Origin of the sequence: Dokdonella sp. (genome assembly GCF_019634845.1) — a bacterium.
GTDB lineage: Bacteria > Pseudomonadota > Gammaproteobacteria > Xanthomonadales > Rhodanobacteraceae > Dokdonella_A.
Genome location: NZ_JAHCAQ010000002.1, coordinates 25,281 through 48,365, shown reverse-complemented (window position 1 = coordinate 48,365; position 23,085 = coordinate 25,281). Strand labels below are relative to the sequence as shown.

The following is a 23,085-nucleotide window of genomic DNA, read 5'->3' as shown; positions in this document are numbered from 1 at the left end:
TCAGCGGCTCCGCGGTGGTGCCGCGCCGGCATCGATGTCGACCGTCACCGGCATGCCCTGGCGCAGCGCCAGATCGGCATCTTCGATGACGATGCGAAGACGGTACACGAGGTCGGTGCGCAGGTCGGGTGTCTCCACCGTCTTGGGCGTGAACTCCGCACGCGGCGAGATGAAACCGATCCGGCCGCGATAGCTGTGCGCGGAGGAATCGGTGCGCACCTGCACGTGCATTCCCGGCGCGATACGCCCCAGGTGCGGTTCGCCGACATAGGCGCGCACGTAGACCGGTTGGTCGAGGCTGAGGCTGTACACCGGGGTCTGGCTGGCGACCATGCTGCCCGGCTCGCGAATGCGCGCGATCACGGAGCCGGTGGATGGCGCCACCAGCTCGGTGTCGGCGAGTGCAGTGGCGGCTTGAGCACGCGTGGCCTGCGCCGCGGCGACCCGTGCTTCGGCAGCGGTGATGTCCTCATGGCGAAAGCCCTCGCGTGCCTGCGACAGCGCCGCAGCGGCGGACTTGGCGGCGGCGGCAGTCTGGTCGCGCAGCGTGCGTGCCGCGTCGACGGTGCGCTGGCTGCTGGCGCCAGTGGCGAGCAGGCTTTGCTGGCGCAGGAAGTTGCGCTCGGCATCACGCGCGGTCGCAGTCGCTTGGTGGTATGCCTGCTCGGCCTGATCGATCTCCTGCGGGCGCAGGCCGCGTCGCAGCTTGGTCAGTTCCGCCTGCGCAACCCGTACCGCGGCGTCGGCGGCAGCCAGGGCATCGGCGTAGGGTTGGGCATCGAGCGTCGCGAGGCGCGCGCCGCGGCTGACGGTGTCACCCTCGTCGAACTCCATCGACGCGATGCGACCCGGTTGGCGGAAGGCGAGCTGCACCTCGCGGATGTCGACGTTGCCATACAGGCGCAGCGTGGTGCCGGATTTGTGGCCGCGGTACATCCAAGCGGCCGCCGTGGCCGCGATGACCAGCAGCGCTACGAGCGCGGTGATGATGCGTTTGACGCCGGTGCGCTGGGCTAGGCCGCTCATCGGTGCACCCCAATGCCACGACGGTAGATCGCAAATGCCGCGGCGGCATCGCGGCGCATGCGCGTGGTGGCGCCGGCGAGCAGCGATTGCACGACCAGACCCTGGATCGTGCCGATGAACAGCGTCGCGGCGGCGTCGACATCGAGCTGCGGGTCGATGTCACCCGCAGCCTTGCCCGCGTCCAGCAGCTTGCGCAGCCGCTCACCGTAGTGGCGGATCATCGTCTGCACGAGCTTGCGCGGCAGGCTGTCGCGGCCGCGCTGCAGTTCGGCGAACACCATCCGAGGCACTCCGGGGTGGCGCGCGACGAAGTCGACGTGGGCCATGAACACCGCCTCAAGCGCGGCAAGCGGCGAGCCTGCCGCGGCGGCAGCCTCGTCGATGCGTGCGAGCAGGCGCTGGCTGACCCATGACATGGTCGCCTCGAGGATCGCTTCCTTGGTGGGGAAGTGGCGGAACAGCGCGCCCTGGGTCAGTCCCATGCGCTCGGCAATCGCGGTGGTGGTGATGTCGGCCGGATTCTGCTCGGCCGCCAGTTTGACCACGGTTTCCACGGTAGCCGTGCGGCGCTCTTCGGCTGGCAAATAGGTCGGACGTGAGGTCACCGGCAATCCAAAAGTAAGTGAGCAATTACTAACATATAGAGAAAGTGCGAGCCGTGCAAGTGGCGCCGCAGCGGGCAGCGTCCGGACTGGTCAGCTAGGGGTGAAGCGAACGCTGACGCCGAATCCGGAGCCGGGTGTGAGTCCGCTGCCAAACTCGACGCGCGCGTGGTGGGCGGCCGCGACGCGATCGACGATCGACAAGCCCAGCCCGCTGCCGGTGGCGCGGTTGTCGCTGCCGCGGAAGAAGCGGTCGCGCAGGCGCTCGCGCTCGTCCGGTGCAACGCCGGCACCGTCGTCGGCCACGCGCAGCAGCAACACATCGCCGTCGGGCCGCACCTCGACCACGGCACGCCCGCCGTGGTTGCCGTACTTGATCGCGTTGTCGAGCAGGTTATCGATGAGGACCGAAAGCATCGCCGCGTTGCCACGCAGCGTCGACCCTGCGCTCGCGTTCAGCTCAAGCTCGATGCCGGCGCGGAGGGCTGCGTCGGCGTGTCGCGCTATCGCGTCGGCAGCGAGCTGCGCGAGATCCATGTGGGCCTGCCCCCCAGCGGGTGCGTACTCCAGTCGCGCCAACAGCAACAATTGCTCCGCAAGGTGGCTGGTGCGATTGACCGCGGCGATCACCTGCGCGATCGCCGTGCGTCGCGCCGCCTCGTCCGTGGCGCGCAGCGCGACCTCGGCCTGCACCTTGATCGCGGCCAGCGGCGTGCGCAGTTCGTGCGCGGCATCTGCGGTGAACGTGCGTTCCCGATCGAGCGAGCGCGCGAGCCGCGCCAGCAGGTCGTTGAGTGCTGCCACCAGTGTGCCGACCTCGCGCGGTATCCGCTGCACTTGCAACGGTTCGAGGCGGCCGGCATCGCGCGCGGCGAGTGCGTGCGACAGCCGGGCCAGTGGCTGCAGGCCTCGACGGATGCTGGCCCAGGTGAGCAGGGCGAGCAGCGGCAGCGACCATAGCAGCACCTGACCCATGCGTCCGGTAAGCTCACGCACCGGGTGTTCGCGCACGTCCAGCGGTTCGAGCACGGTCACGCGGTAGGCGTGATGCCGGTCCACCACGCTGTAGCTGCGCCAGGCACGCCCGTCGATCGTGCGCGTGGCGTAGCCGTCCGCATCCGCATCCGGGATGGCCGGCGCGCCGGCACTGGCCAGCAGCAGCTCGCCGCGATCGTTCCACACCTGGAACGCCAGTGGCTGCACGCTGTCGTCGCGGTCGGCGTCGAACGCTTGCATTGCTGCCGCGCCAGCCTGTACAAGCCGCGCGAGCCGTTTGAGGTCGAGCACGAGCAAGGTGCGAGCGGCCTGCTGCAGGCGCACGTCGGCGAGTTCATTGATCTCGGCGCGTGCCTTGTCGTGGCCCGCGACCAGCATCGCCACCCATACCAACAGCGCGCTGCCGACCAGCAGCAGCAACAGGCGGCGTTGCAGCGAGAACCGCGTCATGGCTCATCCCGCGGAATCAGGTAACCCACGCCGCGGATCGTCCGGATCAGCTCGCTGCCGAGCTTGCGCCGCAGGTTGTGGACGTGCACCTCGATCGCGTTGCTCTCGATCTCCTCATTCCAGCCATAGAGGCTCTCCTCGAGCCGGGTCCGCGACAGCGCTGTGCCTCGATGGTCAAGCAGTTCCACGAGCACCGCGCACTCTCGCCCTGACAACGCGATCGTCTCGCTCCCGCGCGTCACCGTGAGGCTCTGCGGCTGCAGCACGAGGTCGCGATAGCGGATCGCATCGACGCTGCGGCCGTGCGCGCGGCGCAGCAGGGCGCGGACACGGGCGATGAGCTCGGTGAGGTCGAATGGCTTGACGAGGTAGTCGTCGGCGCCGGCCTCAAGCCCGTCGACGCGGTCAGGAATGGTATCGCGCGCGGTCAGGATGAGTACCGGCACGTCACTGCCTCGGGCGCGCAATTGGCGCAGTACCTCGATGCCGTCCACGCGGGGCAGGCCGAGGTCGAGCACGACAAGTTCGTAGGCGGTGGTCTGCAGCGCGAGTTGCGCGCTGCGTCCGTCGTGGGCCCAGTCGATCGCGAAGCCGGCCTGCCTGAGGCCGACTTCGATGCCGTTGCCCAAGTGCGGATCGTCTTCCACCAGCAGGAGGCGCATCGTCGGGATTCCGTGTTGGACGCCGACCGGTATGGTCGACCCAGCTTAAGCGCTTCTGAAGCACAACGCTGCACCGGCGCCCACGCGACGGGGCCTTAAGACTGACTTCAGCCGCCGCGCTCACCGTGCAGCTGTGCCGTGCGGCACACCGGAATCGCCGGATCACTCCAGAAATGAGGAATCATCATGCACGTCAATCTGCTCCCTCTCGGCATCGCGTTTGCGCTCGCCGCCGCCACACCAACGGCGCATGCCTCCACCTACGACGGCGACTGCACCGACAAGCCCAAATCCGAATGGCTGAGCACCACCGAGGTCAAGGTGCGCTTCGAGGCGCAGGGTTACGTGGTCGGCAAGGTCAAGTCCAGCGGGACCTGTTACGAGGTGTACGCGCGCGACAAGGATGGGGCGAAGGTCGAGCTGTTCGTCAGTCCCGCCGACGCACACGTGGTCAGCCAGGCGGGCGCAAAATGAGCACATCCTCGCCGGTCGGCCACGCTACGGTGCTCGTATGGGACATCGCGGTGCGGGTGTTTCATTGGTCGCTCGTGATCGCCTTCGCCGGTGCGTGGCTGCTCGCTGAGGACGGCGGCAGCCTGCATCAGGCGTTCGGCTATGGTGTGGTCGGCCTTGTCGCGTTCCGGATCGCGTGGGGGTTCGCCGGTACCGCCCATGCGCGATTCACGGACTTCGTGCCCTCGCCGCACAGCCTGCTCGCCTACCTGCGGGACGTGATGGCGCGCCGCGAGGTGCGCCATCTCGGCCATAACCCGGCCGGTGCGGCGATGATCCTCGCGCTGTTGCTGTTGCTGACCGCCACCGGCGCCACCGGTTGGCTGCAGACCACCGACGTCGGCTGGGGCAGCGAACTGCTCGAGGAGGTGCACGAGTTGTTCGCAACCACCACGCTGGTCTTCGTCGGCCTGCACGTGGCCGGCGTGATCTTGAGCAGTGTGCGGCACCGCGAAAACCTCGTGCGGGCGATGTTCACGGGGCGCAAGCGCGCCGGATGAGGTGCTGGCGCGGCTGCACAGCGTCGCCGCAAACACGTATGCTCGCGTGTGGTGCCGGTTGCCGGCGGCGGCACCACGCGTTGCGGACGGGCTTCGCGCCGGCGTGTCATGCGGGGCTGGCCGTGTTCGATCGCTGGCGTGTGGATCTGGGCGTTTTCGTCATCTGCGGTGGCGGGCTCGTGCTCGGTGCGCTCACGTGGCTGCTCGGCGAGCGTGCCGTCGCCACCGCGGCCTGGATCCTCGCGGCGATCGCGGCGCTGCTGCCGCTGGCGTGGCAGGTATTGGGCGCGCTGCGGCGGCGCGAGGCCGGGGTCGATGTGCTGGCGCTGGTCGCAATCGGCGGCGCACTGCTGCTGCACGAGCATCTGACCGCCGCCGTGATCGCGCTCATGTTCGCTGGCGGCACGCTGCTGGAGAGTCATGCCGAACGGCGCGCGCGGCGCGAGCTGTCGGCATTGCTCGCGCATGCGCCGCGCAGTGCGCAGCGCTATGAGGGCGGCGGGCTCGTCGACATCCCGCTCGAGGCGATCGCGCCGGGCGACCGCCTCGTGGTGCGTCACGGCGAGGTGCTCGCGGTCGATGGCACGCTCACCGCCGAGCGCGCCGTGCTCGACGAGTCCACGCTCACCGGCGAGTCGCTGCCGGTGACCTGGTTGCGTGGCGATCGCCTGCGCAGTGGCGCGATCAACGCCGGCGATGCGTTCGACATGGTGGCCACTGCGGTCGTTGCCGACAGCACGTTCGCGGCCGTGGTGCGCCTGGTCGAAGCGGCGCAGCAATCACGCGCGCCAGCGGTGCGGCTCGCCGATCGCTACGCGCTGTGGTTCGTGCCGCTCGCGCTGCTGCTGGCGGCGCTGGCCTGGCTCGTGAGCGGCGATCCGCTGCGCGCGCTCGCGGTGCTGGTGGTGGCCACGCCCTGTCCACTGCTGCTGGCCGTGCCGATCGCCGTCGTGGCCGGCATTTCGCGCTGTGCGCGCCGCGGCATCCTGGTCAAGGACGGCGCCGCCCTCGAAGGCCTCGCGGCGAGCCAGACCCTGTTTTTCGACAAGACCGGAACATTGACCGGCGGTCAGGCGCGCCTGATCGGCATCGAAGGCGTGGCCACGGCGGATGCCGACCACCTGCTTGCGCTGGCGGCCTCGCTGGAGCAGTTGTCGAGCCACGTGATCGCGACCGCCGTGGTCGGCGCCGCGCGCCAACGCCAGCTCGCGCTGCAGGTACCGCGGGAAGTCAGCGAGAGTGCCGGCGCCGGCATCAGCGGCCGCATCGATGGCGCGCGCGTGAGCGTGGGCTCGCTCGATTACGTGAGCCGCGTGGCGAGCGTGCCGCTGCCGATGCGCGCGCTGCTGGAGCGTTCACTCAACGAGGGCGCGTCGGCGGTGCTGGTTGCGGTCGATGGACAGTTTGCCGGCATGTTGTTGCTGGCCGACCAGCTGCGCGTGGAAGCGCCGCGCGCGCTGCGCCTGCTGCGGCGCAGTGGCATCGGCCGCATCGTGATGCTCACGGGCGATCGCCGCGAAGTGGCCGAGGCGATCGGCGCGGGCCTGGGTGTGGACGAGGTGCTGGCCGAGCACACGCCGGCCGGCAAGCTCGCGGTGATCAAGGCCGCGCGTGCCAACGGGCGCACCGTGATGGTGGGTGACGGCATCAACGACGCGCCCGCGCTGGCCGCCGCCGACGTCGGCGTGGCGATGGGCGCACGCGGTGCCACCGCCTCGGCCGAGGCGGCCGACATCGTCCTCATCGCCGACCGCCTCGATCGCCTGGCCGAGGCGCTGCGCATCGCGCGCGACACGCGCCGGATCGCGCTGCAGAGTGTATTCGCGGGCATGGGCTTGTCGTTGTTGGCGATGGCTGTGGCCGCGCTCGGCTACCTGCCGCCGTTGTATGGCGCGGCGCTGCAGGAGGCGATCGATGTGGCGGTGATTCTCAATGCGCTGCGCGTGCTGCGCATCCAGCCGCTGCGCACGAGCCAGTATCGCCTCGATCCGGCGCAGGTCGAGCATTTGCATGCCGAGCACCGCGAACTCGAGCCCGTGCTCGACCGCCTCAGCGCAGTGGCCGATCGCCTGCCGACACTGCAGGGCGACGCGTTCGTTGCCGCCGTGCGGGAGGTGGAGGCGATGCTGCGCGAACGCGTGCTGCCGCACGAGCAGGCCGACGACCACGAGGTCTATCCGCAGATCGCCGCCTTGCTCGGCGGCGACGACCCGCTGGCGGCGATGAGTCGCAGTCACCGGGAAATCTTCCGCCTGCACCGTCGTCTGGCTGGCCTCGTCGCTGGGCTGTCAGCGCCGCAGGTCGATGCGCGCGCACGGCAGGAACTGCAGCGCACGTTGCATGCGCTCGATGCGATTTTGCGCCTGCATTTCCTGCAGGAAGAAGAGATCTACCAGAATCTGGCGCCGGACTGACGGCCCGCCGCGCCGAACCGGCACGCGGATCGGTGGTCGGCGCACGCCGACCCGCCGCTCGCTGCAGCGCAGCGCCGACACCGATACCGGCAGCGGGCGTCACGAGTGCCGCGCGTGGCGGCGGCACGCTTACTGGTGCTGCGTGCCCCCGCGCGACACCAGCCACGCGGCAAGGCCATCGATGGCGGCGTCGTCGAGCCCGCGCGCGACGCCGTTCATGATGAAGTCGTTGCTCGAGTTGGGTGGGTCGCCATCGCGATAGGCGCGCAGGCGCGCGGCAAGGTAGGCGGGGTGCTGGCCCTGCAGGATCGGCCAACCCGGACGCTGCGCGATGCCGTCGGCGTTGGTGCCGTGGCAGCCCTGGCAGGGCGGCACGCCGCGCTGCGCGTCGCCGCTGTGGAAGATTCGCTCGCCCAGCTCGATGGCGGCCGGATCAGCACTGGCGTCGTGGGCGTGAGCCAGCGGCTGCGAGGCGAAAAAGGCCGCAAGATCGCGCACGTCCTGATCGCTGAGTGGCGCGAGCTGTTCGGTCATCGGGGACTGGTAGCGATATCCGTGCTTGAGCTCGATGAGTTCCCAATACAGGAAATCGGCCCGCTGACCGCCGAGGTTGGGAAACGTCGGCACCGGCGTGTTGCCGTCCTGGCCATGGCAGGCCCGACACACTTCGGACTTGGTCTGGCCCGCGGCGGCATCGCCGTGGATCGGCGCATGGCCGCGCTTGTCGAGCCATTTGCCCGCTGCGGTCGGTTTGGCCGTCGATTGGGCCTGCGCGCTGACGGCGGCCGCCAGCAGCAGCGGCAGCAGGATGAACAGGGCGCGGCGGGGCATCGTGTTCGCATTCATCTCGCCCACCTCACAACTTCACGTTGAGGAGCACGCCGACGAGGTTCGCGCGGTAGCTCTGCGGACCGCCATCGGTGTAGACGCGATGGTCGTAAATGCGGTTGGCGTCGAAACCGGCGTAGTGCCAGTCGCTGACGTGGCCGCGCTCGTAGTAATCGAACACGCGCAGCGACACGCGCTGGTGGATCGGTACGGTGACGCCCACCGTGAACGATTGCACGCGGTAGGTCATGGCGGGGAAGCCGCCGCTGCCGGGTCCGGTGCCGGTCACGGTGCCCGGGTACGCCAGTGCACTCGAGCCGGCGTAGCTGTAGTCGTCGAGCCCGCGCGATTGCACGTAGTTCCAGTTGGCGTCGATGCGCACGTGGCCGATGCGATGGTCCAGCGTGGCGCCGCCGTAGAGGTTGCGCTGCGAATCGCGCAGCCACCACTGGCCGATCAGTGCGTAGTTGGGGCCGCCCAGCGACGGGTCGACGCCGGCACCGGCCTGTTGATCCTGCACATTCGACAGGCTGAGCTGGGAGCGATCCCACGCGCCGTAGAGGCTGAGGCTCGTGGTCGGTCGTGGCTGCCATTCCCACTGCAACGTGGCGCTGTTGGTATTGAGCGCGCGCCGACCGATGACGGCATCGTAGGAGTTCCAGTCGCCGCGCAGCGAAGCGCTGATCGTCATGTCGTCGCGCGGCATGACGGTTGCCATCACGTCGACCTTGTGCGTGCGTCGGCTCGACAGGTCGTATTTGCGCATCGCCTCGACCGTGTGCGAGGGCGTGCCTGCGGCCGGCGGAACATAGCCGGGCAGACTGGTGGAATAGAAGTGGTGATAGGGATCGAAGTTGTAGCGGTCGCCACTGGAGTCCTTCCATGTGTAGTTGACGCGCAGGGTCAGCCAGTCGGTGGTGCGATTGACCCAAGTCAGCTTCAGGCTGGTGTCGTCGAGCCGGGTCCGTTCGCGATTGGTTGGTTCGAAGCGGTTGAGCGCGAGCGTTGCGCCGAGTGTGTTGGCGCTGCCAAGGCGCCAGTCGGCGCCGACATCGGCATCGATCGTCTGCAGATCGAGCGGCATACTGCGCACTCGGGTGAGGTTGGATGCCATCCTCAACGGATTGAACAACCCCACTTCGCCAGGCACGATGCTGCCCTGGGATCCGTTCTCCGCGATGTAGCCATAGTCGCCGGTCAACGGATTCCACGCCAGGTAGCCATTGCGGTAGTCATCGCGATTGAAGCGCAGCCCGCCACGCAGCGACAGCGTTGCGGTGGGGCGTAGCGAAGCCCGCGCATCGAGCAGCGTGGTGTCGATGCTCATGTCGGCCGTGCGCCGTGACAGTGCAGCCGGCGTGTTCCATTTCGAACAGTCGAACAGGAATGGGTTGGCCGGGCCGAGTGCGAGGTTGCCACCGAGCCCGATGCCGAACACGCCTTGGCAATCGATCGGTGCGATCAGCGTGTCGTCCTGGCTCATGCGACCGGCCGAGGCGGTGAGCGAGAGCTCGCCATCCAACGGCAGCTTGCGCGTGAAGCTGGCCTTGACGTTGTGGTAGTCGTTGTCGGGCTCCATCGCCATCTGACCGGTGGTCAGTGGCGCCGACGCCGAACCGGGAACGACGGCCCACAGCGCGAACGGCATCTGGTAGGTGTAGCGCGTCCAGCGGTCGCGGTAGAACGAGCCGCTGTAGCCTAGTTCCATGCGCCAGCTGCGGCTGGCATAGCGCAGGCCGGCGTTGAGGTTCAGCGTGTGGTCGTCGATTGGCTTGGGGGTTTCCAACACCCCACCGTTGGCCGGGAACGGGTAGTTGAAGAAGAATGGCCCGCCATAAGGACGTGCGCCGCTGCGTTGCTCATCGGCGAGGTTGGCATAGGCCGTCCACTGCGAACTCAGGTACATGTTGAAGCCAAGGCCCTGCTTGGAACGCGTGACCGACAGGCTCTGATCGGGCCGCGCCGCGATGACGGTTGCGACCTGTTGCGGCGTGCTCGCCGCGGGTGTGAGTCCGGCCGGTAGTGTCAGCGTGTTGCTGCCGACGCCGTCCCACAGCGAGCGCGCGTTGCGGCTGAGCACGTTCGGCATGTCGCGCAGGAAGGCCTGTACCTTGTAGCTGCCGGCGCGGCCGAACACCGCCTGGTAATACTGGTCGTCCTCGCTGATGCGACTGGCGCGCACGTTGGCGTAAGTGCCATCGGCGGGGCGCTGCCAGGTGTAGTCGAGCAGGCCGAGGACGAGGCCGCTATCCCAGTCGACGTAGCGATTCCACAGCGCGTTGCGATCATCGCCCGAAGTCGCGACAGCGCCGATCTGCAGCACGCCGTAGCCGATCCAGGCGCCGAAGTCGTCGACATGCGGGTCTTCCGCCGGGCACATGTACAGGTACCCGGTCGGCGTGCGCAGCTCGCCTGAACGCAGCCAGCTCGTGCCGCGATGGTCGACCGACTGGCTGGCGGCACCGGCACTCGGATCGAACTTGTTGGCGCGCCAGGTATCGACGCCGACACCGGTGTCGGCGGCGATGGCGGGTGCAAGGGCGAAGGTCAGCGCGAGCGGCAGCGCACGCAGTGGCAGGGGCAGGCGTATCGTGGACATGGTCGACCTCCTCCCTCACTCGTGGAAGCGCGGGCCCGACGGCGCGTTGGAGCCGTGGATGTTGGCGTGGCACGTCAGGCAGCCACGTCCCATGACCCGTTCGTCCGGCGTGCTGCCCGTTGCCAACGACTGCGCCGTGTGCAGGTCGTTGGGGTGGCGCTGACCGGTGTGACACTGCTGGCACAGGAACGGTACCGGCGCCACCAGCAGCGTGTTCTGGTTGGAGCCGTGCGGCGAGTGGCAATTGAGGCAGTTTTCGCGCACCGGTGCGTGCTCGAACAGGAACGGACCGCGCTTTTCGGCGTGGCACTGGTAGCAGGTTTCATTGACCGTGTTGGTCTTGAGCAGGGGGTTTGTGATCGAGCCATGCGGATTGTGGCAATCGACGCAGCTCATCTGCCCTTCGGGCAGCGGCATGTGCGAGCGGCGGTTGAACTGCAGACGGACGTCCTTGTGGCATTGCGCGCAGGTGTCGTTGATCGAGTTCCTGGCCATGAAGCCCTCGGCCGAGAAGTTGGCCATCGGGTTGTGGCAATCGCTGCACGACAGGTCGTTGCGCTGGTGCACAGAGCCGCTCCAGTGATCGCGCGGCCCGCCTTTGTGGCAGTTGAGGCAGGTGGCCGTCTGCACCTCGGTCGGGGTGCCGCCACCCTTGGTGAAAGCGATGATGAGTCCCTTTTCGAACGGCGCCTGCGCGTGGCGCGAGCCTGGGCCATGGCAGGCCTCGCAGACCGGGATCGAGGCGTCGGCCTGGCTGGCCGCATGCAGGCCCAGCGCATGCAGGGTATGGGTGAAGTGATTGGCTTCGAGCTGGTGGCAGGACGTGCAGGTTGCTTCACCGACTGCGGTCGCATCGGCGGCGGCGGGATTGCTCGCCACACGCGCCCGCGCGAAGCCGGGCGCCGCGAGCAGGCTCGCCTGCGTGGCCTGCACATCGGTGCCGCTGAGGTTGGACGAAGGCAGACCGCGCGCGAGTTGCTCGCGTGACTGCTGCGCATGGGCGCCGTTGCCGTGACTGAACAATGCTCCGCCAAGGAGCAGGATCGCTGTGATGCGCAGCAGGCTCATCGTTCGCTTCCCCCGGTTGCCGGCGAACAGTGGCAATGTCGCGCCCCTCGCGCGGTACGCACCCGGTTTGTGACCGGGTGCGACAAATTGCCCTGCATGTCCCGAGTGTCGGCCGTGAACGGCGGCTTGACCAGCCCGCATTCGGGAAAAGATCGTTCTGGTATTCGAACGCTGCGGCTATTCTTTGCGCACAACTGAATGTTGCGGTGAACAATCGGGTTGCTGCTTCACATTGCTATGCTGGTACCGCCACGGCCGCCGGGGTGCGCGATGGGCAACGATCTCAACGACCTGCTGTACTTCGCGCGCATCGTCGAGCACGGTAGCCTGAGTGCGGCGAGCGACGCGCTGGGCGTCTCCAAGTCGCTGCTGAGCCAGCACTTGGCGCGCTTGGAGGAGCGCATCGGCGTGCGCCTGATCCATCGCACCACGCGCAAGCTGCACATCACTGAAGTCGGCCAGCGCTACTACGAGCGCTGCCGCAGTGTGCTGGAGGAAGTCGCCCGCGCCGACGAGGTGATCGAGGATGTGCGCGGCGTACCGCGTGGCATCGTGCGGGTCACCAGCCCGGTCAATTTCGCCCAGGCGGTGCTGGCGCCAGTGTTCTGCGACTTCATGCGCGACTACCCGGAGGTGGAAGTCGTGCTCGAGGTCACCAACCGCGAAGTCGACCTCATCAGCGAAGGCTTTGACGTGGCGTTGCGCATCGCGCCGAGCGTGCGCACCTCCAGTTGCGTGGTGCGCACGTTTCCGGTGCCGCGTCACGTGCTGGTGGCCAGTCCGCAGCTGCTTGCCCGATACGGCGAGCCACGCGAGCCGGAGGACTTGCGTCAGTTGCCGAGTGTCTCGGGGATGCGCGGCTGCGCCGATCGGCCGCTGTGGCAACTCGATGACGGTCGCGGCACAGTCCGCCAGATCGCGCATCGGCCACGTCTGCGCACCGAGGACCTCATCATGCTGCGGCACGCCGCGCTGGCCGGCTGCGGCGTGGCCGAGTTGCCACCGTTGTTGTGTCGTGCCGACCTGGCGGCCGGGACGCTGGTGCGCGTGCTGCCGAAATGGGCGCTGCCGGAGATGAATCTGTATGTGCTGTTCCTGTCGCGCGCCGGCATGACACCCGCACTGCGCTGCTTCATCGACTTCCTTTCGCTGCGCATGCGCGAGAACCTGCGCAGCGCGATCGAAGGCAGCATGTCGATGAACCTGACCGCTCGCGAAGCGGGCCCAGCAGCGGGGGCGTCACTGCGCCGCGTGGGTTGATGCCGCCGGCGCGGCGCCAGCCGCTTCGACGTGTTTGGCCTTCTCGATCGCATCGCGCACTTCCGGCGGCATGTAGGTCTCGTCGTGCTTGGCGAGCACCTCGGTGGCGACGAAGCGGCCGCCTTGCAGAGTGCCGGTCGCAACGATGCTCTGACCTTCGCGGAACAGGTCGGGAAGGATGCCGGTGTACTCGACCGGCAGCTGCCGGATGCGATCGGTCACGATGAAATCGACCTTGAGCGAATCACGGGTGCGCTCGATCGAATGCTCGAGCACGACGCCGCCGAGACGGAAGCGCGCGCCGGCCGGGGCATGGCCCGCCTCGACTTCGCTCGGAGAATACAGGTAGGTCATGTTCTGCTGCAGCGCGAGCACGGTGAGGCCGGTGGCGACGCCGACCGCGGCCAGCACGAGCGCAATGAGGATGAGGCGGCGCTTGCGAACCGGATTCATGGTGCCTCCCCGCGTGGCGGCTGCGCACGCGCCGCGCGGCGCTGCAGGCGGCCACGGATCTCGCTCAGCACGCGGCGGCGCTGCGCCAACGGCGCCAGTGCCTCTGCTGCGAGCACGCCGAAGAACACCGCGACCGAAGTCCACACGTAGAACGCATAACCGCCCATTGCAATGAATTCAGTCATTGCCCGCACCCTCGTCGAGCGCCACCCTGCGCACCCAGTCCTTGCCGCCTTCCAGTTGCAGCAACGCGATGCGCGCACGCATCAGTACGCTGCCGAAGAACCAGATATGGGTCGCCAGCGCCATCAGCAAGAGCGGCCAGACCATTGCCGCATCGATCTTCGATGGTCCCATCAATCGCACCGTCGAGCCCTGGTGCAGCGTGTTCCACCAGTTGACCGAGAAATGCACGATCGGCAGGTTGACGATGCCGACCAAGGCCAGGAATCCGGCCGCGCGTGCGGCTTGACGCCGATCCTCGATCGCGGCGTTGAGTCCGATCACGCCCAGATAGAGGAACAGCAGCACGAGTTCCGAAGTCAGGCGTGCATCCCAGGTCCACCAGGTGCCCCACATCGGCTTGCCCCACAACGCGCCGGTGACGAGCGCGATCAGGGTGAAGGCGGCGCCGATCGGCGCGCTGGCGATGGCGAGGATCTCGCTCAGCTTGATGTGCCACACCAGCGCGATGAAGGCATTGGCTGCCATGAAGGCATAGGCGAACAGGCTCATCCATGCGGTCGGCACGTGCACGAAGATGATGCGGTAGGCGTCACCTTGCTGGTAATCGCGCGGCGCGAGCACGAGGCCGCCGTACAGCGCGACGAGGCCAAGCACGAGGCCGATGCCATAGCACCACGGCAGCAGCAGGCCGGCCAGACGGTAGAAGGTCGGGGGTGAGCCGAGCTTGTGGAACCAGAGCAGCAGGATGTTCATGAGATCGAGATCCGCAGTGCCGCGGCGCAGGCCAGCGGCGCCAGCACGAGGGCAAGGACGAGGGCTGCCGCCAGCCACAGCAGCGGAGCGAGCGACGGCAGGCCCGCCTGAGCGGCGTTGCAGGCACCGGCGCCGAAGATGAGGATCGGCACGTACAGCGGCAGTACCAACAGGGCCAGCAGCATACCAGAGCGGTGCATGCCAACCGTGAGCGCGACGCAGACCGCGCCGATCAGGCTCAGCAGTGGCGTGGCCAGCAGCAGCGCGACCACGAGCACGCCGCGCACCTCGCCCGGCAGGTGCAGCAGTTCACCGAGCAGCGGTGCCAGCACGATGAGCGGCAGCGCCGTGGTCAGCCAGTGCACGCCGATCTTGCAGGCCAGCAGCAGCGACAACGGGTGGGGCGACAGCACGAGCTGTTCGAGCGAGCCGTCCTCGTAGTCGCTGCGGAACAGTGTGTCGAGCGCCAGCAGCCCAGCGAGCAGCAGGGCCACGAACACGATGCCGGCGGCGATGCGGCGCAGCTGTTCGGGCTCGGGGCCGAGTGCGAGCGGGAACAGCGCCACCACGATCAGCGCGAACAGCAGCGGGTTGAACGCATCGCCGCGGCGGCGCCATACCAGCGTGAGATCGCGGCGCAGCAGGGCGGCGCAGGCGGCGGGCGTGCTGCCGGGGGTCATGCCATGGCTCCGGTCGGCAGTGTCATGGCGGCGCGCTGCGCATCATGCAGCGCGATGCGCCGCGGCGCGCCCGAGGTGTAGGCGTACGCGCCGTGCGAGGTGATGAGCGCCGCACCGCCATCGTGCGCATGGCGCTCGAGCAGACGGTTGACCAGTTCGATGCCGCTGCGGTCGAGGTTGGCGTAAGGCTCGTCGAGCAACCACAACGCCACCGGCGCCAGCAGCACCCGCGCGAGCGCCACGCGCTTTTTCTGTCCGGCGGACAGTTGCCGCACGGGCACGTCGCCATAGCCGTCGAGTCCAACCGCGGTCAACGCGCTCGGCGGCGACATACCCTTGCGTTGGCCGACGAGGCCGGCGGCGAAACGCAGGTTCTCCAGCGCCGTGAGTTCGAGTTTGAGCCCGCCCTGGTGCGACAGCAGCACGACCTGCGGCGACAGCCGCGCCAGCGTCAGCGGTTCGCCGTGCAGGCGGATTTCGCCACTGGTCGGCGCCAGCAGGCCCGACAGCACGCGCAGCAGGGTCGTCTTGCCGGCGCCGTTGTCGCCTTCCATCAGTACCACTTCGCCGGCCGACAGCGTGAAGTCGAGCGGGCCGAAGATCGGCTCGTCGTTGCGTGCGAAGGCAAGCGCGCGCGCTTCGAGCAGGGCAGGTCGCGCGTGGGTTTCGTCGAAGACAGGCATGGGCCCGGCATGCTAACCGCATGCGTGACGCATGACCATGCCACGGCCGCTGTTGCCGCAGCGGCGGAACGACGCACGCGGGCGCCGATCGCATGACGAGGGCGCCATGCGCCGGGGGTGAGGCCGCGCCGCTGCCGGCTTGCGCCCTCGGCGCAGCGGCAAGCCCGCCCTCGAACGCCGTCGCCGCAGGGTGGGGTTGGCCTGCCTGCGTCCTGTCGACCGCCTTCTCCCGACCTGGGAGAAGGGGCGATCGGTCGATGCCGGGATTCCGCAGGCGCTGGTGGGGTGCGCGGTTTCAGTATTGGACCTGGAACCCGTCGGCGAAGATCAGATCGCTGCGCAGACGCGTGAGGATGCCGTCGAGATCGGTCACGGGAACGATGGAGAAGCTGGAGGTTCCCAGCAGCACGGGCCGACTGCCGGCGAAGCTCACCTGGCTGATCCAGGTGTAGTACGCCGATGAGTTGCCAGACGGCACATCGATGGTCGCATTGCCGCCGTCGCCAAATCCTCCATCGATCGTGCCGTTGGCATTGAGTTGCACCAGCAGGCCGTGCATCGGTGGCGCCGAACCCTGTGGTTCATGTGCGTCGGTCGACAGGCCGATCGGCATGTGGGTGGTGCTGCCCACGAGCATCATCTGACCATTGGGAGCGATCGCCGCCGAGCCAGCCATCGCCGACGGTGTGGCATCGACGAAGGTATGGCTGAACGAGGCTGGGCCGCCACCAATGAAGCTGGGGTCGGTCTGCAGTGTGCTGTACTGCGAGCTGTTGTTTTCGGTGCCGGCCTTGATGCGCGTGGCTGCCAAGCGGTCGCTGCTGGTGCCGACCAGCAGGATCGTGGTCGAGTCGACCAGCACCGCATCGGTCAGGGTATCGAACAGCGAGTCGTCAGCAGCGGGCATGTCGATCGGAAAGGTTCGCGACCCCACGTAGCCGGCCCATTGCGATCCGCTTGGGGTCAGGATGCGTGCCGCGAAGTCGGTGTCGGTGGAACTGAACGACGAGGTGCCGGCGACCACGTAGTAACCACGGTCGATGCGCAGGATGCGCCGTGCATGGGCGTCTTTGCCTGCAGCGAACCCATCGCACGTGCCACGCTTGCCGCCGGCACCGTCGGAGATGCTGCCCCAGGTGTTGTCGATCGAACCGTCGACATTGAGACGCAACGCGCAGAATTGGGCCTCCGTTCCCGTGGCGTGCCAGTCGCCGGCGACGACGATCTTGTCGGCGGCGTCGATCAGGACCGAAGTGGGATTATCGTCGGTGTTCAGCCCTGGGTGATCGAAGCCGACAGCGGTGCCGCCGTCGCCGGCGAAACTGGTATCGTCACTGCCGTCGGGATTGAACCGCACCACGCCGAAATCACTGCGGCCGCCCTGGCCGGGCGTGGCGCCGATGACGACGATGCGGCCTTGCGAGTCGATTGCCATGCCGGTCACGCTGGTCAGCCAGGCATCCTTGATGACCTGGCCACCGACGCCAAAGCCGCTGCTGACCGGGTTGCCGTCGGCATCGTGCCGGAACAGTCCGATGCGCATGCCCGTGCCGCCGGCGGCGCCGCCACCCGGAACTTCGAGCGCGACCACGTAGCCGCCATCGGCGGTGCGAGCATGGGCCACGGCGATCTCGCTCTGACTGCCGCCGCCGGTCTCGAACAGGCGCCGCCAGCCGAAGCTGGGGTCGACCGTTGGCGCGGCAGCCTGGACATGGGCCGTGAATGCGAGCACGGCGGCGGACAGCAGGTATCGTCTGGACATGGATGTTCCCATTCGCGGTGGCGGGTGCCATTCCAATACGCGATGCCGCCCGCGATCGGGACACTGTCCGGTGCATCCGGCCATGCGGCCGTGCGTTCCCGCGTGGTGTGGCGCGGGCTCAGGCGCCGGCGTTCATGCATTGCGCAAGCATGAGGCGCGCGGCCTGCCAGTCGCGCTTGATCGTGCGCTCGCTGAGGCCTTCGAGCTCGGCGATCGAAACGAAGCTGAGGCCGCCGAAGAAGTGCAGGTTGACCACACGCGCGGCGCGCTCGTCAATGCGCTCGAGCTCGACCAGGGCCTGGTCCAGCGCGAGCACCTCGGCCGCCTCGAACGGCGCCTCGTCGCTGCGCTCGTCGAGCGTGACCAGCACGGCCCCGCCGCCCCGCTTCTCGGCACCGACGCGGCGCGCGTGATCGACCAGCACCTGGCGCATCGCGCGCGCGGCCAACGCCATGAAATGCTGGCGACTGTGCAGTTCGAGCGCGTCGGATGTCGCCAGCTTGACGTAGGTCTCGTGCACCAGCGCGGTGGTCGACAGGGTCTGGTTGGCGCCGCGCAACTGGCGATGTGCGCAGCGGCGCAGCTCCTCGTAGAGCAGGTCGAACAGCGTGTTGCGCGCGCGCTCGTCGCCGCCCGCAGCGGCTCCAAGCAGTTCGGTCACGGAGTCACTCATCGTCGGTCGATCCACTTGGCATTGCGCGCTGGACAGCATCGCCGCCGCTGCGGACGAGGTCAACGGCGTACCGCGTGCGGTCGCGTTGGCCATCAGTGGCGCTCGATCTCGGCCAGCAGGAACGGGTCGGCGTGGGGCAGGCGCGCGGCCAGCGCACGGGCGGCGGTGCGCTCGTGGCTGGCGGGGCCGGGCTGGCGGCGCGCGTCGGCGATGCGCGCGAGCAGGACATGGGCGTTGACGAGGTCGGCGAGGTTGCCCGCTCGCGACGGGTCGTACCCGGCCAGCTCGCGCGTGGCCAGCGCCTGTGCCTCGTCGAGCCGACCCAGGTCGAGCAGCGCTTGCGCCCGTGCTGCGCGCGCCATCGGCAGGCGCGGCTCGTCGGCGGCCAGTGCGGTCAGCGTCGCGATCGCGGCGTCGGCCTGCGCCAGGCCCTCGTCGGCATGCCCGGCCCGATTGAGCACGGTGGCGGTCGCGATGCGCACGTAGGCGCCTTCACGCGGCGGGCTGGCGGCGGACGTCGCAATGGCCAGCGCGCGCCGCGCATAGTCGACGGCCGCGTCGAGCCGGTTGCGGCGCAGCTCGAGCTGTGCCAGCGAGTTGAGGTCGCTCATCACGATCGGATGTGTCGGGCCGACCGCCGCCAGGTGCACCTGCAACGCATGCAACGCCAGCGGTTCGGCTTCGTCGTAGCGCCCCAGTTGCAGCAGGATGGTGGCGAGGTTGTTGCTTGCGGTTGCGGCGGGCGGGGTGTCGGCCTGGCCCAGCGCACGATAGATGTCGACCGCTTCGCGGAATGCAGGCTCCCCCTGCGCGGGGCGCCGCTGCGAGAACGCCAGCATGCCCAGCGAATTGAGCGTGTTGGCAACCAGCGGGTGGCGTGGGCCGAACACGCTGCGCTGGATGCGCAGCGCATCCGTCAGTGCATCGCGGGCCGCGTCGAACCTGCCCTGCGCGCGCAGTGTGGCGCCGAGGATCTGCTCGGTCTCGGCCACCGCGGCGTGATCGTTGCCCAGGCGCTGGCGGCGGATCGCCAGCGCTTCGCGCAACACGGCTTCGGCTTCGGCGCTGCGGCCTTTGGCGTGGAGCGCGCCACCATAGTCGTTGAGCATGAGGGCGACGCGCGTATCGCCGTCGCCATGCACGGCGCGGGCGGTGGCCAGCGCGCGCTCGAAGGTCGCCTGCGCCTCGTCATGGCGCGCCAGCCGCGTCAGCATCAGCGCCGCGACCTGCTGGTCACGGGCGAGGTCGGCGCGGGCCACGGCGCCGCGTTCCGCATCGACCTGCGCCGCTGCGGTGGCGTCGGCCAGCGCCTCGTCGAAGCGACCTTGTTTCTCGCGCAACTGGGCGCGTTCGACCAGTGCCCGCGACCGCAGCGCCGGGCCCGTCGCAGGTGACACGGCGGCGATGTCGGCCTCGGCGGCGTCGAGCTGGTCGAGCTCGCGCGCCACCGCGGCATGCTCGAGCGAGGCGCGGCTGGCCGCCTCGACGGCGCCCTGTTGCGCGAGCGTGGCATGCGCCGCGGCCAGCAGTTGCTCGGCCTGCGTGTACTGGCCGAGCTGTGCGTAGAGCGTGCCGAGCGTGAGCTGCATTTGGCCGCGCAGGCGTGGCTGGTCGGCCAGTTCAGTGGCGATGCGCTCGCTGCCGCGGTCGAGCAGCTCGCGCGCGGTGACCTGGGCACCGGCAGCGGTATCGGGCGCGCTGGCTTCGAACACGCTGCTGAGGAAGTCCTGCGCGGCGAGCGCGAGCCGCGCCTCGGCGGCGGCGCGGTGCGCCTGCCACAACGCCAGCGCGCTGCCACCGACCACGGCGACGATCGCCAGCAGCGCCGCTACGCTGGCCAGTCGATGGCGGCCGATGAATCGGCGCAGACGGTAGCCGCGGCTGTCGGCGCGCGCGGTGATCGGGTGCCCCGCGCGCCACGCCGCGACATCGGCGGCGAGTGTGGCCACCGTGGCATAGCGGCGCTGCGGCTCGGGATCGGTGGCGCGGGCCACGATGATGCCGGCATCGCCGCGCAACCGCGCGGGCGGAATCGGCTGCGCTCGGCCCGCCGTCGCCGACTGGCGCGCGCGCACCAGCCAGCCCGATACCGACCCGCCTGCGCGGCTGGGGTCGAAGCGCGCGTCGGTCAGCAGCTCGAACAGCAGGACGCCGAGCTGGAACACGTCGGTGGCGGTGGTGGCACGCTCGCCGGCCAGTTGTTCGGGGGCGGCATAGGCGCGCGAAACGAATCGCGCCTGGGTTGCCGTGTGGTCGTCGCCGGCCTCGCCTTCGAGCAGGCGGGCAATGCCGAAATCGAGCAGCCGCGCCTGGCCGTCGCGGTCGATCAGCACGTTTTCGGGCTTGATGTCGCAATGCACGATCAGGTGCCGATGGGCATGGGCGAGTGCGGCGCAGATCTGCAGGAACACGTCGATGCGCGCGTCGACGTCGCGAGCAAGCGCCGCCAGCCACTGGCGCAGCGTGCTGCCGTCGACGTACTCCATGACGAAGAACGGCTGGCCATCGCTGCTGATGCCGCCGTCGAGCAGGCGCGCGATGCCCGGATGTTCGAGCCGCGACAGGATCTGCCGCTCGCGGCGGAAGCGCGCCAGCACGGCGTGCGAATCCATGCCGCGTTTGACGAGCTTGAGCGCGCCGCGCTGCTGGTAGCCATCGCCGGCACGCGTGGCCAGATACACGTGCCCCATGCCGCCATGCCCGAGCAGGCGCTCGACCGTCCAGGGGCCGATATGCGTGCCGGCTGCCAAGTGGTTCACATCGGCATCGGCTGCGACCAGGCGCATGGCCACCGCATCGGCCGCATCATCGAGCAGGCGCGGCGCCGCCGCGGCGAGCAATTGGCGCAGCTCGGTGCCGAGCGCTGCGTCGCCGTCGCAATGCGCGGCGATCCAGGCCTCGCGCTCGGCCGGATCGACCGCGACCAGCTCGCGCAGCAGCGTGAAGGCGCGGCGCCGGCGTTGCAGGATCGGATCGGAATCGCCGGTCATCGGTCGGCCACGCTGCGCGTGTCGCTGCCGCGAGCGGGCAGCGCGGCCGCGACGCCGCCGGCCTGGCGGCTGCCGGGCCGACGCGCCACGATCGCGTAACTGTTGAATGGGGTGCCGCGCCACAGCGGCGCCACCTCCACCTCGAGGCCGGCGGCACGCAGCGGCTGTTCGAGCTCCGCGCGCGTCGGGTAGTGGCGCACGGCGGCGCGCATCCAGCCCAGGCTGCGGATCAGCCATTCCTCGGCGCGCGTGATGCGGAAGCGCCAACCCGGCGCGCGCAGCACGTTGCGGATCATCAGCAGGCCACCGGGCGCCAGGCGCTGGGCGGCTTCGCGCAGCAAGGCCTGTTGCGACTCATGTGGCAGGTAGTGCAGGACGTCGACCAGCGCGACATGGCCGGCTCCCGGCGGCAGTGGCGGCACCGTGCCGGTGACGCAGTCGAACCCGCCGAGCGCGGCGGCGGCCGCCTGCGCCGCGGCGATCTTGGGCGCATCGAGGTCGATGCCGTGATACGCGCCGCGCCAGCCGCGTTCGCGCAGGTACTGGCCGAGCAGGCCGAGGCCGCAACCGATGTCGAGCAGCGGCTGGTCGTCGCCCTCCAGCCAGTCGGCGATGGCGGCGAACACCGGGTCATGGCGCAGCTTGCCGCGCGCGTAACCGGCGTGGAAGCGGCCGGGATAGCGTGCGGCGATGCGCTCGATGGCGCGGTTGTCGGCGGCGGGTGGCATGCGGGCTCCGGCACGGCAAAGCCGCAGCCTAACGGCGACACGGAGCGGCCGGAAGCGGGCCGCGCGCCGGCGCCGATGGCGCGGTGACGCAAACGCCGCCGCCTGCTATGCTCGCGCGCTTTTTCAAGGTGCGGAGCAGCGCGTGAACGTCGAGGCCAACAAGGTCGTGTCCTTCCACTACAGCGTGAGCGACGGCGGCAGCGAGCCGGTCGATTCCTCGCGCGAGCGCGGCGAGCCACTGAGCGTGCTGATCGGGCACGGCAACATCATCCCGGGACTCGAGCAGGCCCTGCTGGGGCGCGCGGTCGGCGATCGTTTCGAAGTCAGCGTCGAACCGGCGCAGGCCTATGGCGAGCGCCGCGCCAACTTCACCCAGCGCGTGCCGAAGAAGTATTTCGACCGTGGCGAGCGCCTGCACGCGGGCGATGTGACCGTGTTGCACACGCGCGAAGCCGGGCCGCGCACGGTGGTCGTGCTCAAGGTCGGCTCCAGCGTGATCGACGTCGACCTCAACCATCCGCTGGCCGGCAAGACGTTGAGCTTCGATGTCGAGATCACGGCCATCCGCGACGCGAGCGACGAGGAAATCGCCCACCGCCATGCCCATGGCGCAGGCGGGCACGAACACTGAGCCGCGGCGCCGCGGCGCCGCGGCACGGCGCGGCGATGCCGCCTGCTGCCGACGCCGCGCGGCATGCGCCTCACCACACGCGCTTGCCGTAGCTGAAGTGCGCGCGCCACCAGCCGTCGAGCGCGTCCAGGCGCACGGTGCCGCCGCTGTTGGGCGCATGCACGAAGCGGCCTTCGCCGACGTAGATGCCAACGTGGTCGACATGGCGGCCGCTGGCGAAGAACACGAGATCGCCTGATTGCAGATCCGCCGCCGCAAGGCGGCGGCGACCGAGCTCGGCCATCGCGCTGGACTGGTGCGGCAGCGCCATGCCGGCGGCGTCACGGAACACGTAGCTGACCAGGCCGCTGCAGTCGAAGCCGCCTTGTGGCGTGTTGCCGCCCCAGCGGTAGGGGGTGCCGACCAGTGACATCGCGCGGAACAGGACGGCATTGGCGGCGTTGGCCTGGGCCGAGGCGATGGCCGGCGAGGCATGGCGCGGCGGGGTACTGGCGCAGGCGCCGAGCAGCAGGCCGAGTGCGCAGCAGGTGAGGAGGGGGAGGCGGCTGTCCACCGACGAACGGTCGCTTGCGGCGGACCGGTGGTCAAGCCCTGCGGCGCAGCAGGGTCGCCTGCCGCGCCGGTGTGA

Annotated in this window: 22 protein-coding genes; 5 read left to right on the top strand and 17 right to left on the bottom strand. The window is 69.2% G+C overall.

What is annotated here, in order from left to right:
• The 4 genes from hlyD to KF903_RS01640 all read right to left on the bottom strand — a co-directional run bounded on the left by hlyD (position 1) and on the right by KF903_RS01640 (position 3,736).
• Positions 1 to 1,026 (bottom strand): secretion protein HlyD, encoded by a 1,026-nt coding sequence (hlyD, locus tag KF903_RS01655; protein ID WP_291210161.1) that lies wholly within the window; start codon positions 1,024 to 1,026, stop codon positions 1 to 3.
• Positions 1,023 to 1,631: a TetR/AcrR family transcriptional regulator gene (locus KF903_RS01650; protein ID WP_291210158.1), complete on the bottom strand. Its 609-nt coding sequence runs from the start codon at positions 1,629 to 1,631 to the stop codon at positions 1,023 to 1,025. Before KF903_RS01650 ends, hlyD begins: the two co-directional genes overlap by 4 nt.
• Positions 1,632 to 1,721: 90 nt before the next feature.
• Entirely contained in the window at positions 1,722 to 3,074 is a 1,353-nt protein-coding gene (locus KF903_RS01645) for an ATP-binding protein (protein ID WP_291210156.1), read from the bottom strand.
• Positions 3,071 to 3,736 (bottom strand): response regulator, encoded by a 666-nt coding sequence (locus KF903_RS01640; protein WP_291210153.1) that lies wholly within the window; start codon positions 3,734 to 3,736, stop codon positions 3,071 to 3,073. The genes KF903_RS01645 and KF903_RS01640 overlap by 4 nt, the downstream gene beginning before the upstream one ends.
• A gap of 186 nt (positions 3,737 to 3,922) precedes the next feature.
• On the opposite strand from KF903_RS01640, the gene KF903_RS01635 reads away from it, so the two are divergent.
• From KF903_RS01635 to KF903_RS01625, 3 genes are all read left to right on the top strand, one after another.
• Positions 3,923 to 4,210, top strand: coding sequence for a PepSY domain-containing protein (locus tag KF903_RS01635; RefSeq protein WP_291210150.1), 288 nt, complete (start codon positions 3,923 to 3,925; stop codon positions 4,208 to 4,210).
• Positions 4,207 to 4,749 (top strand): cytochrome b/b6 domain-containing protein, encoded by a 543-nt coding sequence (locus KF903_RS01630; RefSeq protein WP_291210147.1) that lies wholly within the window; start codon positions 4,207 to 4,209, stop codon positions 4,747 to 4,749. Before KF903_RS01635 ends, KF903_RS01630 begins: the two co-directional genes overlap by 4 nt.
• Before the next feature lie 122 nt (positions 4,750 to 4,871).
• Positions 4,872 to 7,163 (top strand): heavy metal translocating P-type ATPase, encoded by a 2,292-nt coding sequence (locus KF903_RS01625; RefSeq protein WP_291210145.1) that lies wholly within the window; start codon positions 4,872 to 4,874, stop codon positions 7,161 to 7,163.
• Between the two features lie 129 nt (positions 7,164 to 7,292).
• Here KF903_RS01625 and KF903_RS01620 read toward each other — a convergent pair whose 3' ends face one another.
• The 3 genes from KF903_RS01620 to KF903_RS01610 are packed head-to-tail and all read right to left on the bottom strand — an operon-like array spanning position 7,293 to position 11,658.
• Positions 7,293 to 8,009 (bottom strand): c-type cytochrome, encoded by a 717-nt coding sequence (locus tag KF903_RS01620; protein WP_291210142.1) that lies wholly within the window; start codon positions 8,007 to 8,009, stop codon positions 7,293 to 7,295.
• A gap of 10 nt (positions 8,010 to 8,019) precedes the next feature.
• Positions 8,020 to 10,590, bottom strand: a complete 2,571-nt coding sequence (locus KF903_RS01615) for an MtrB/PioB family outer membrane beta-barrel protein (protein WP_291210139.1) — start codon at positions 10,588 to 10,590, stop codon at positions 8,020 to 8,022.
• A gap of 15 nt (positions 10,591 to 10,605) precedes the next feature.
• A complete protein-coding gene (locus tag KF903_RS01610) occupies positions 10,606 to 11,658 on the bottom strand; it encodes a DmsE family decaheme c-type cytochrome (protein WP_291210136.1) in 1,053 nt (350 codons plus the stop codon).
• A gap of 270 nt (positions 11,659 to 11,928) precedes the next feature.
• Between KF903_RS01610 and KF903_RS01605 the strand changes: the two genes are divergently transcribed.
• Positions 11,929 to 12,918, top strand: a complete 990-nt coding sequence (locus tag KF903_RS01605) for a LysR substrate-binding domain-containing protein (RefSeq protein ID WP_291210133.1) — start codon at positions 11,929 to 11,931, stop codon at positions 12,916 to 12,918.
• On the opposite strand, the gene ccmE is transcribed toward KF903_RS01605, so the two are convergent.
• The 9 genes from ccmE to KF903_RS01560 form a co-directional block, all read right to left on the bottom strand.
• Positions 12,898 to 13,371 carry a cytochrome c maturation protein CcmE gene (gene ccmE, locus KF903_RS01600; protein ID WP_291210130.1) on the bottom strand — a complete coding sequence of 158 codons (474 nt, stop codon included), beginning with the start codon at positions 13,369 to 13,371 and terminating at the stop codon, positions 12,898 to 12,900. The two genes, KF903_RS01605 and ccmE, sit on opposite strands and share 21 nt — an antisense overlap.
• Positions 13,368 to 13,556 carry a heme exporter protein CcmD gene (gene ccmD / locus KF903_RS01595; protein ID WP_291210128.1) on the bottom strand — a complete coding sequence of 63 codons (189 nt, stop codon included), beginning with the start codon at positions 13,554 to 13,556 and terminating at the stop codon, positions 13,368 to 13,370. Before ccmD ends, ccmE begins: the two co-directional genes overlap by 4 nt.
• Positions 13,549 to 14,310, bottom strand: coding sequence for a heme ABC transporter permease (locus KF903_RS01590; protein ID WP_291210125.1), 762 nt, complete (start codon positions 14,308 to 14,310; stop codon positions 13,549 to 13,551). Before KF903_RS01590 ends, ccmD begins: the two co-directional genes overlap by 8 nt.
• On the bottom strand, positions 14,307 to 14,990 hold the full coding sequence (ccmB, locus tag KF903_RS01585) for a heme exporter protein CcmB (RefSeq protein ID WP_291210122.1): 684 nt from the start codon (positions 14,988 to 14,990) through the stop codon (positions 14,307 to 14,309). The genes KF903_RS01590 and ccmB overlap by 4 nt, the downstream gene beginning before the upstream one ends.
• Positions 14,987 to 15,673 carry a heme ABC exporter ATP-binding protein CcmA gene (ccmA, locus tag KF903_RS01580; RefSeq protein ID WP_291210119.1) on the bottom strand — a complete coding sequence of 229 codons (687 nt, stop codon included), beginning with the start codon at positions 15,671 to 15,673 and terminating at the stop codon, positions 14,987 to 14,989. Before ccmA ends, ccmB begins: the two co-directional genes overlap by 4 nt.
• A gap of 295 nt (positions 15,674 to 15,968) precedes the next feature.
• On the bottom strand, positions 15,969 to 17,435 hold the full coding sequence (locus tag KF903_RS01575; protein WP_291210117.1) for a hypothetical protein: 1,467 nt from the start codon (positions 17,433 to 17,435) through the stop codon (positions 15,969 to 15,971).
• Positions 17,436 to 17,553: 118 nt separating this feature from the next.
• Positions 17,554 to 18,108 (bottom strand): ECF-type sigma factor, encoded by a 555-nt coding sequence (locus KF903_RS01570; RefSeq protein ID WP_291210113.1) that lies wholly within the window; start codon positions 18,106 to 18,108, stop codon positions 17,554 to 17,556.
• Positions 18,109 to 18,200: 92 nt separating this feature from the next.
• Entirely contained in the window at positions 18,201 to 21,098 is a 2,898-nt protein-coding gene (locus KF903_RS01565) for a serine/threonine-protein kinase (RefSeq protein ID WP_291210110.1), read from the bottom strand.
• Positions 21,095 to 21,826 carry a class I SAM-dependent methyltransferase gene (locus KF903_RS01560; RefSeq protein WP_291210107.1) on the bottom strand — a complete coding sequence of 244 codons (732 nt, stop codon included), beginning with the start codon at positions 21,824 to 21,826 and terminating at the stop codon, positions 21,095 to 21,097. The genes KF903_RS01565 and KF903_RS01560 overlap by 4 nt, the downstream gene beginning before the upstream one ends.
• A 142-nt stretch (positions 21,827 to 21,968) precedes the next feature.
• On the opposite strand from KF903_RS01560, the gene KF903_RS01555 reads away from it, so the two are divergent.
• Entirely contained in the window at positions 21,969 to 22,457 is a 489-nt protein-coding gene (locus tag KF903_RS01555; protein ID WP_291210105.1) for a peptidylprolyl isomerase, read from the top strand.
• A 70-nt stretch (positions 22,458 to 22,527) separates the two neighbouring features.
• Here the strand turns inward: KF903_RS01555 and KF903_RS01550 are convergent, their stop codons facing one another.
• Positions 22,528 to 23,010, bottom strand: coding sequence for a C40 family peptidase (locus KF903_RS01550; protein WP_291210102.1), 483 nt, complete (start codon positions 23,008 to 23,010; stop codon positions 22,528 to 22,530).
• Positions 23,011 to 23,085: the final 75 nt, after the last annotated feature.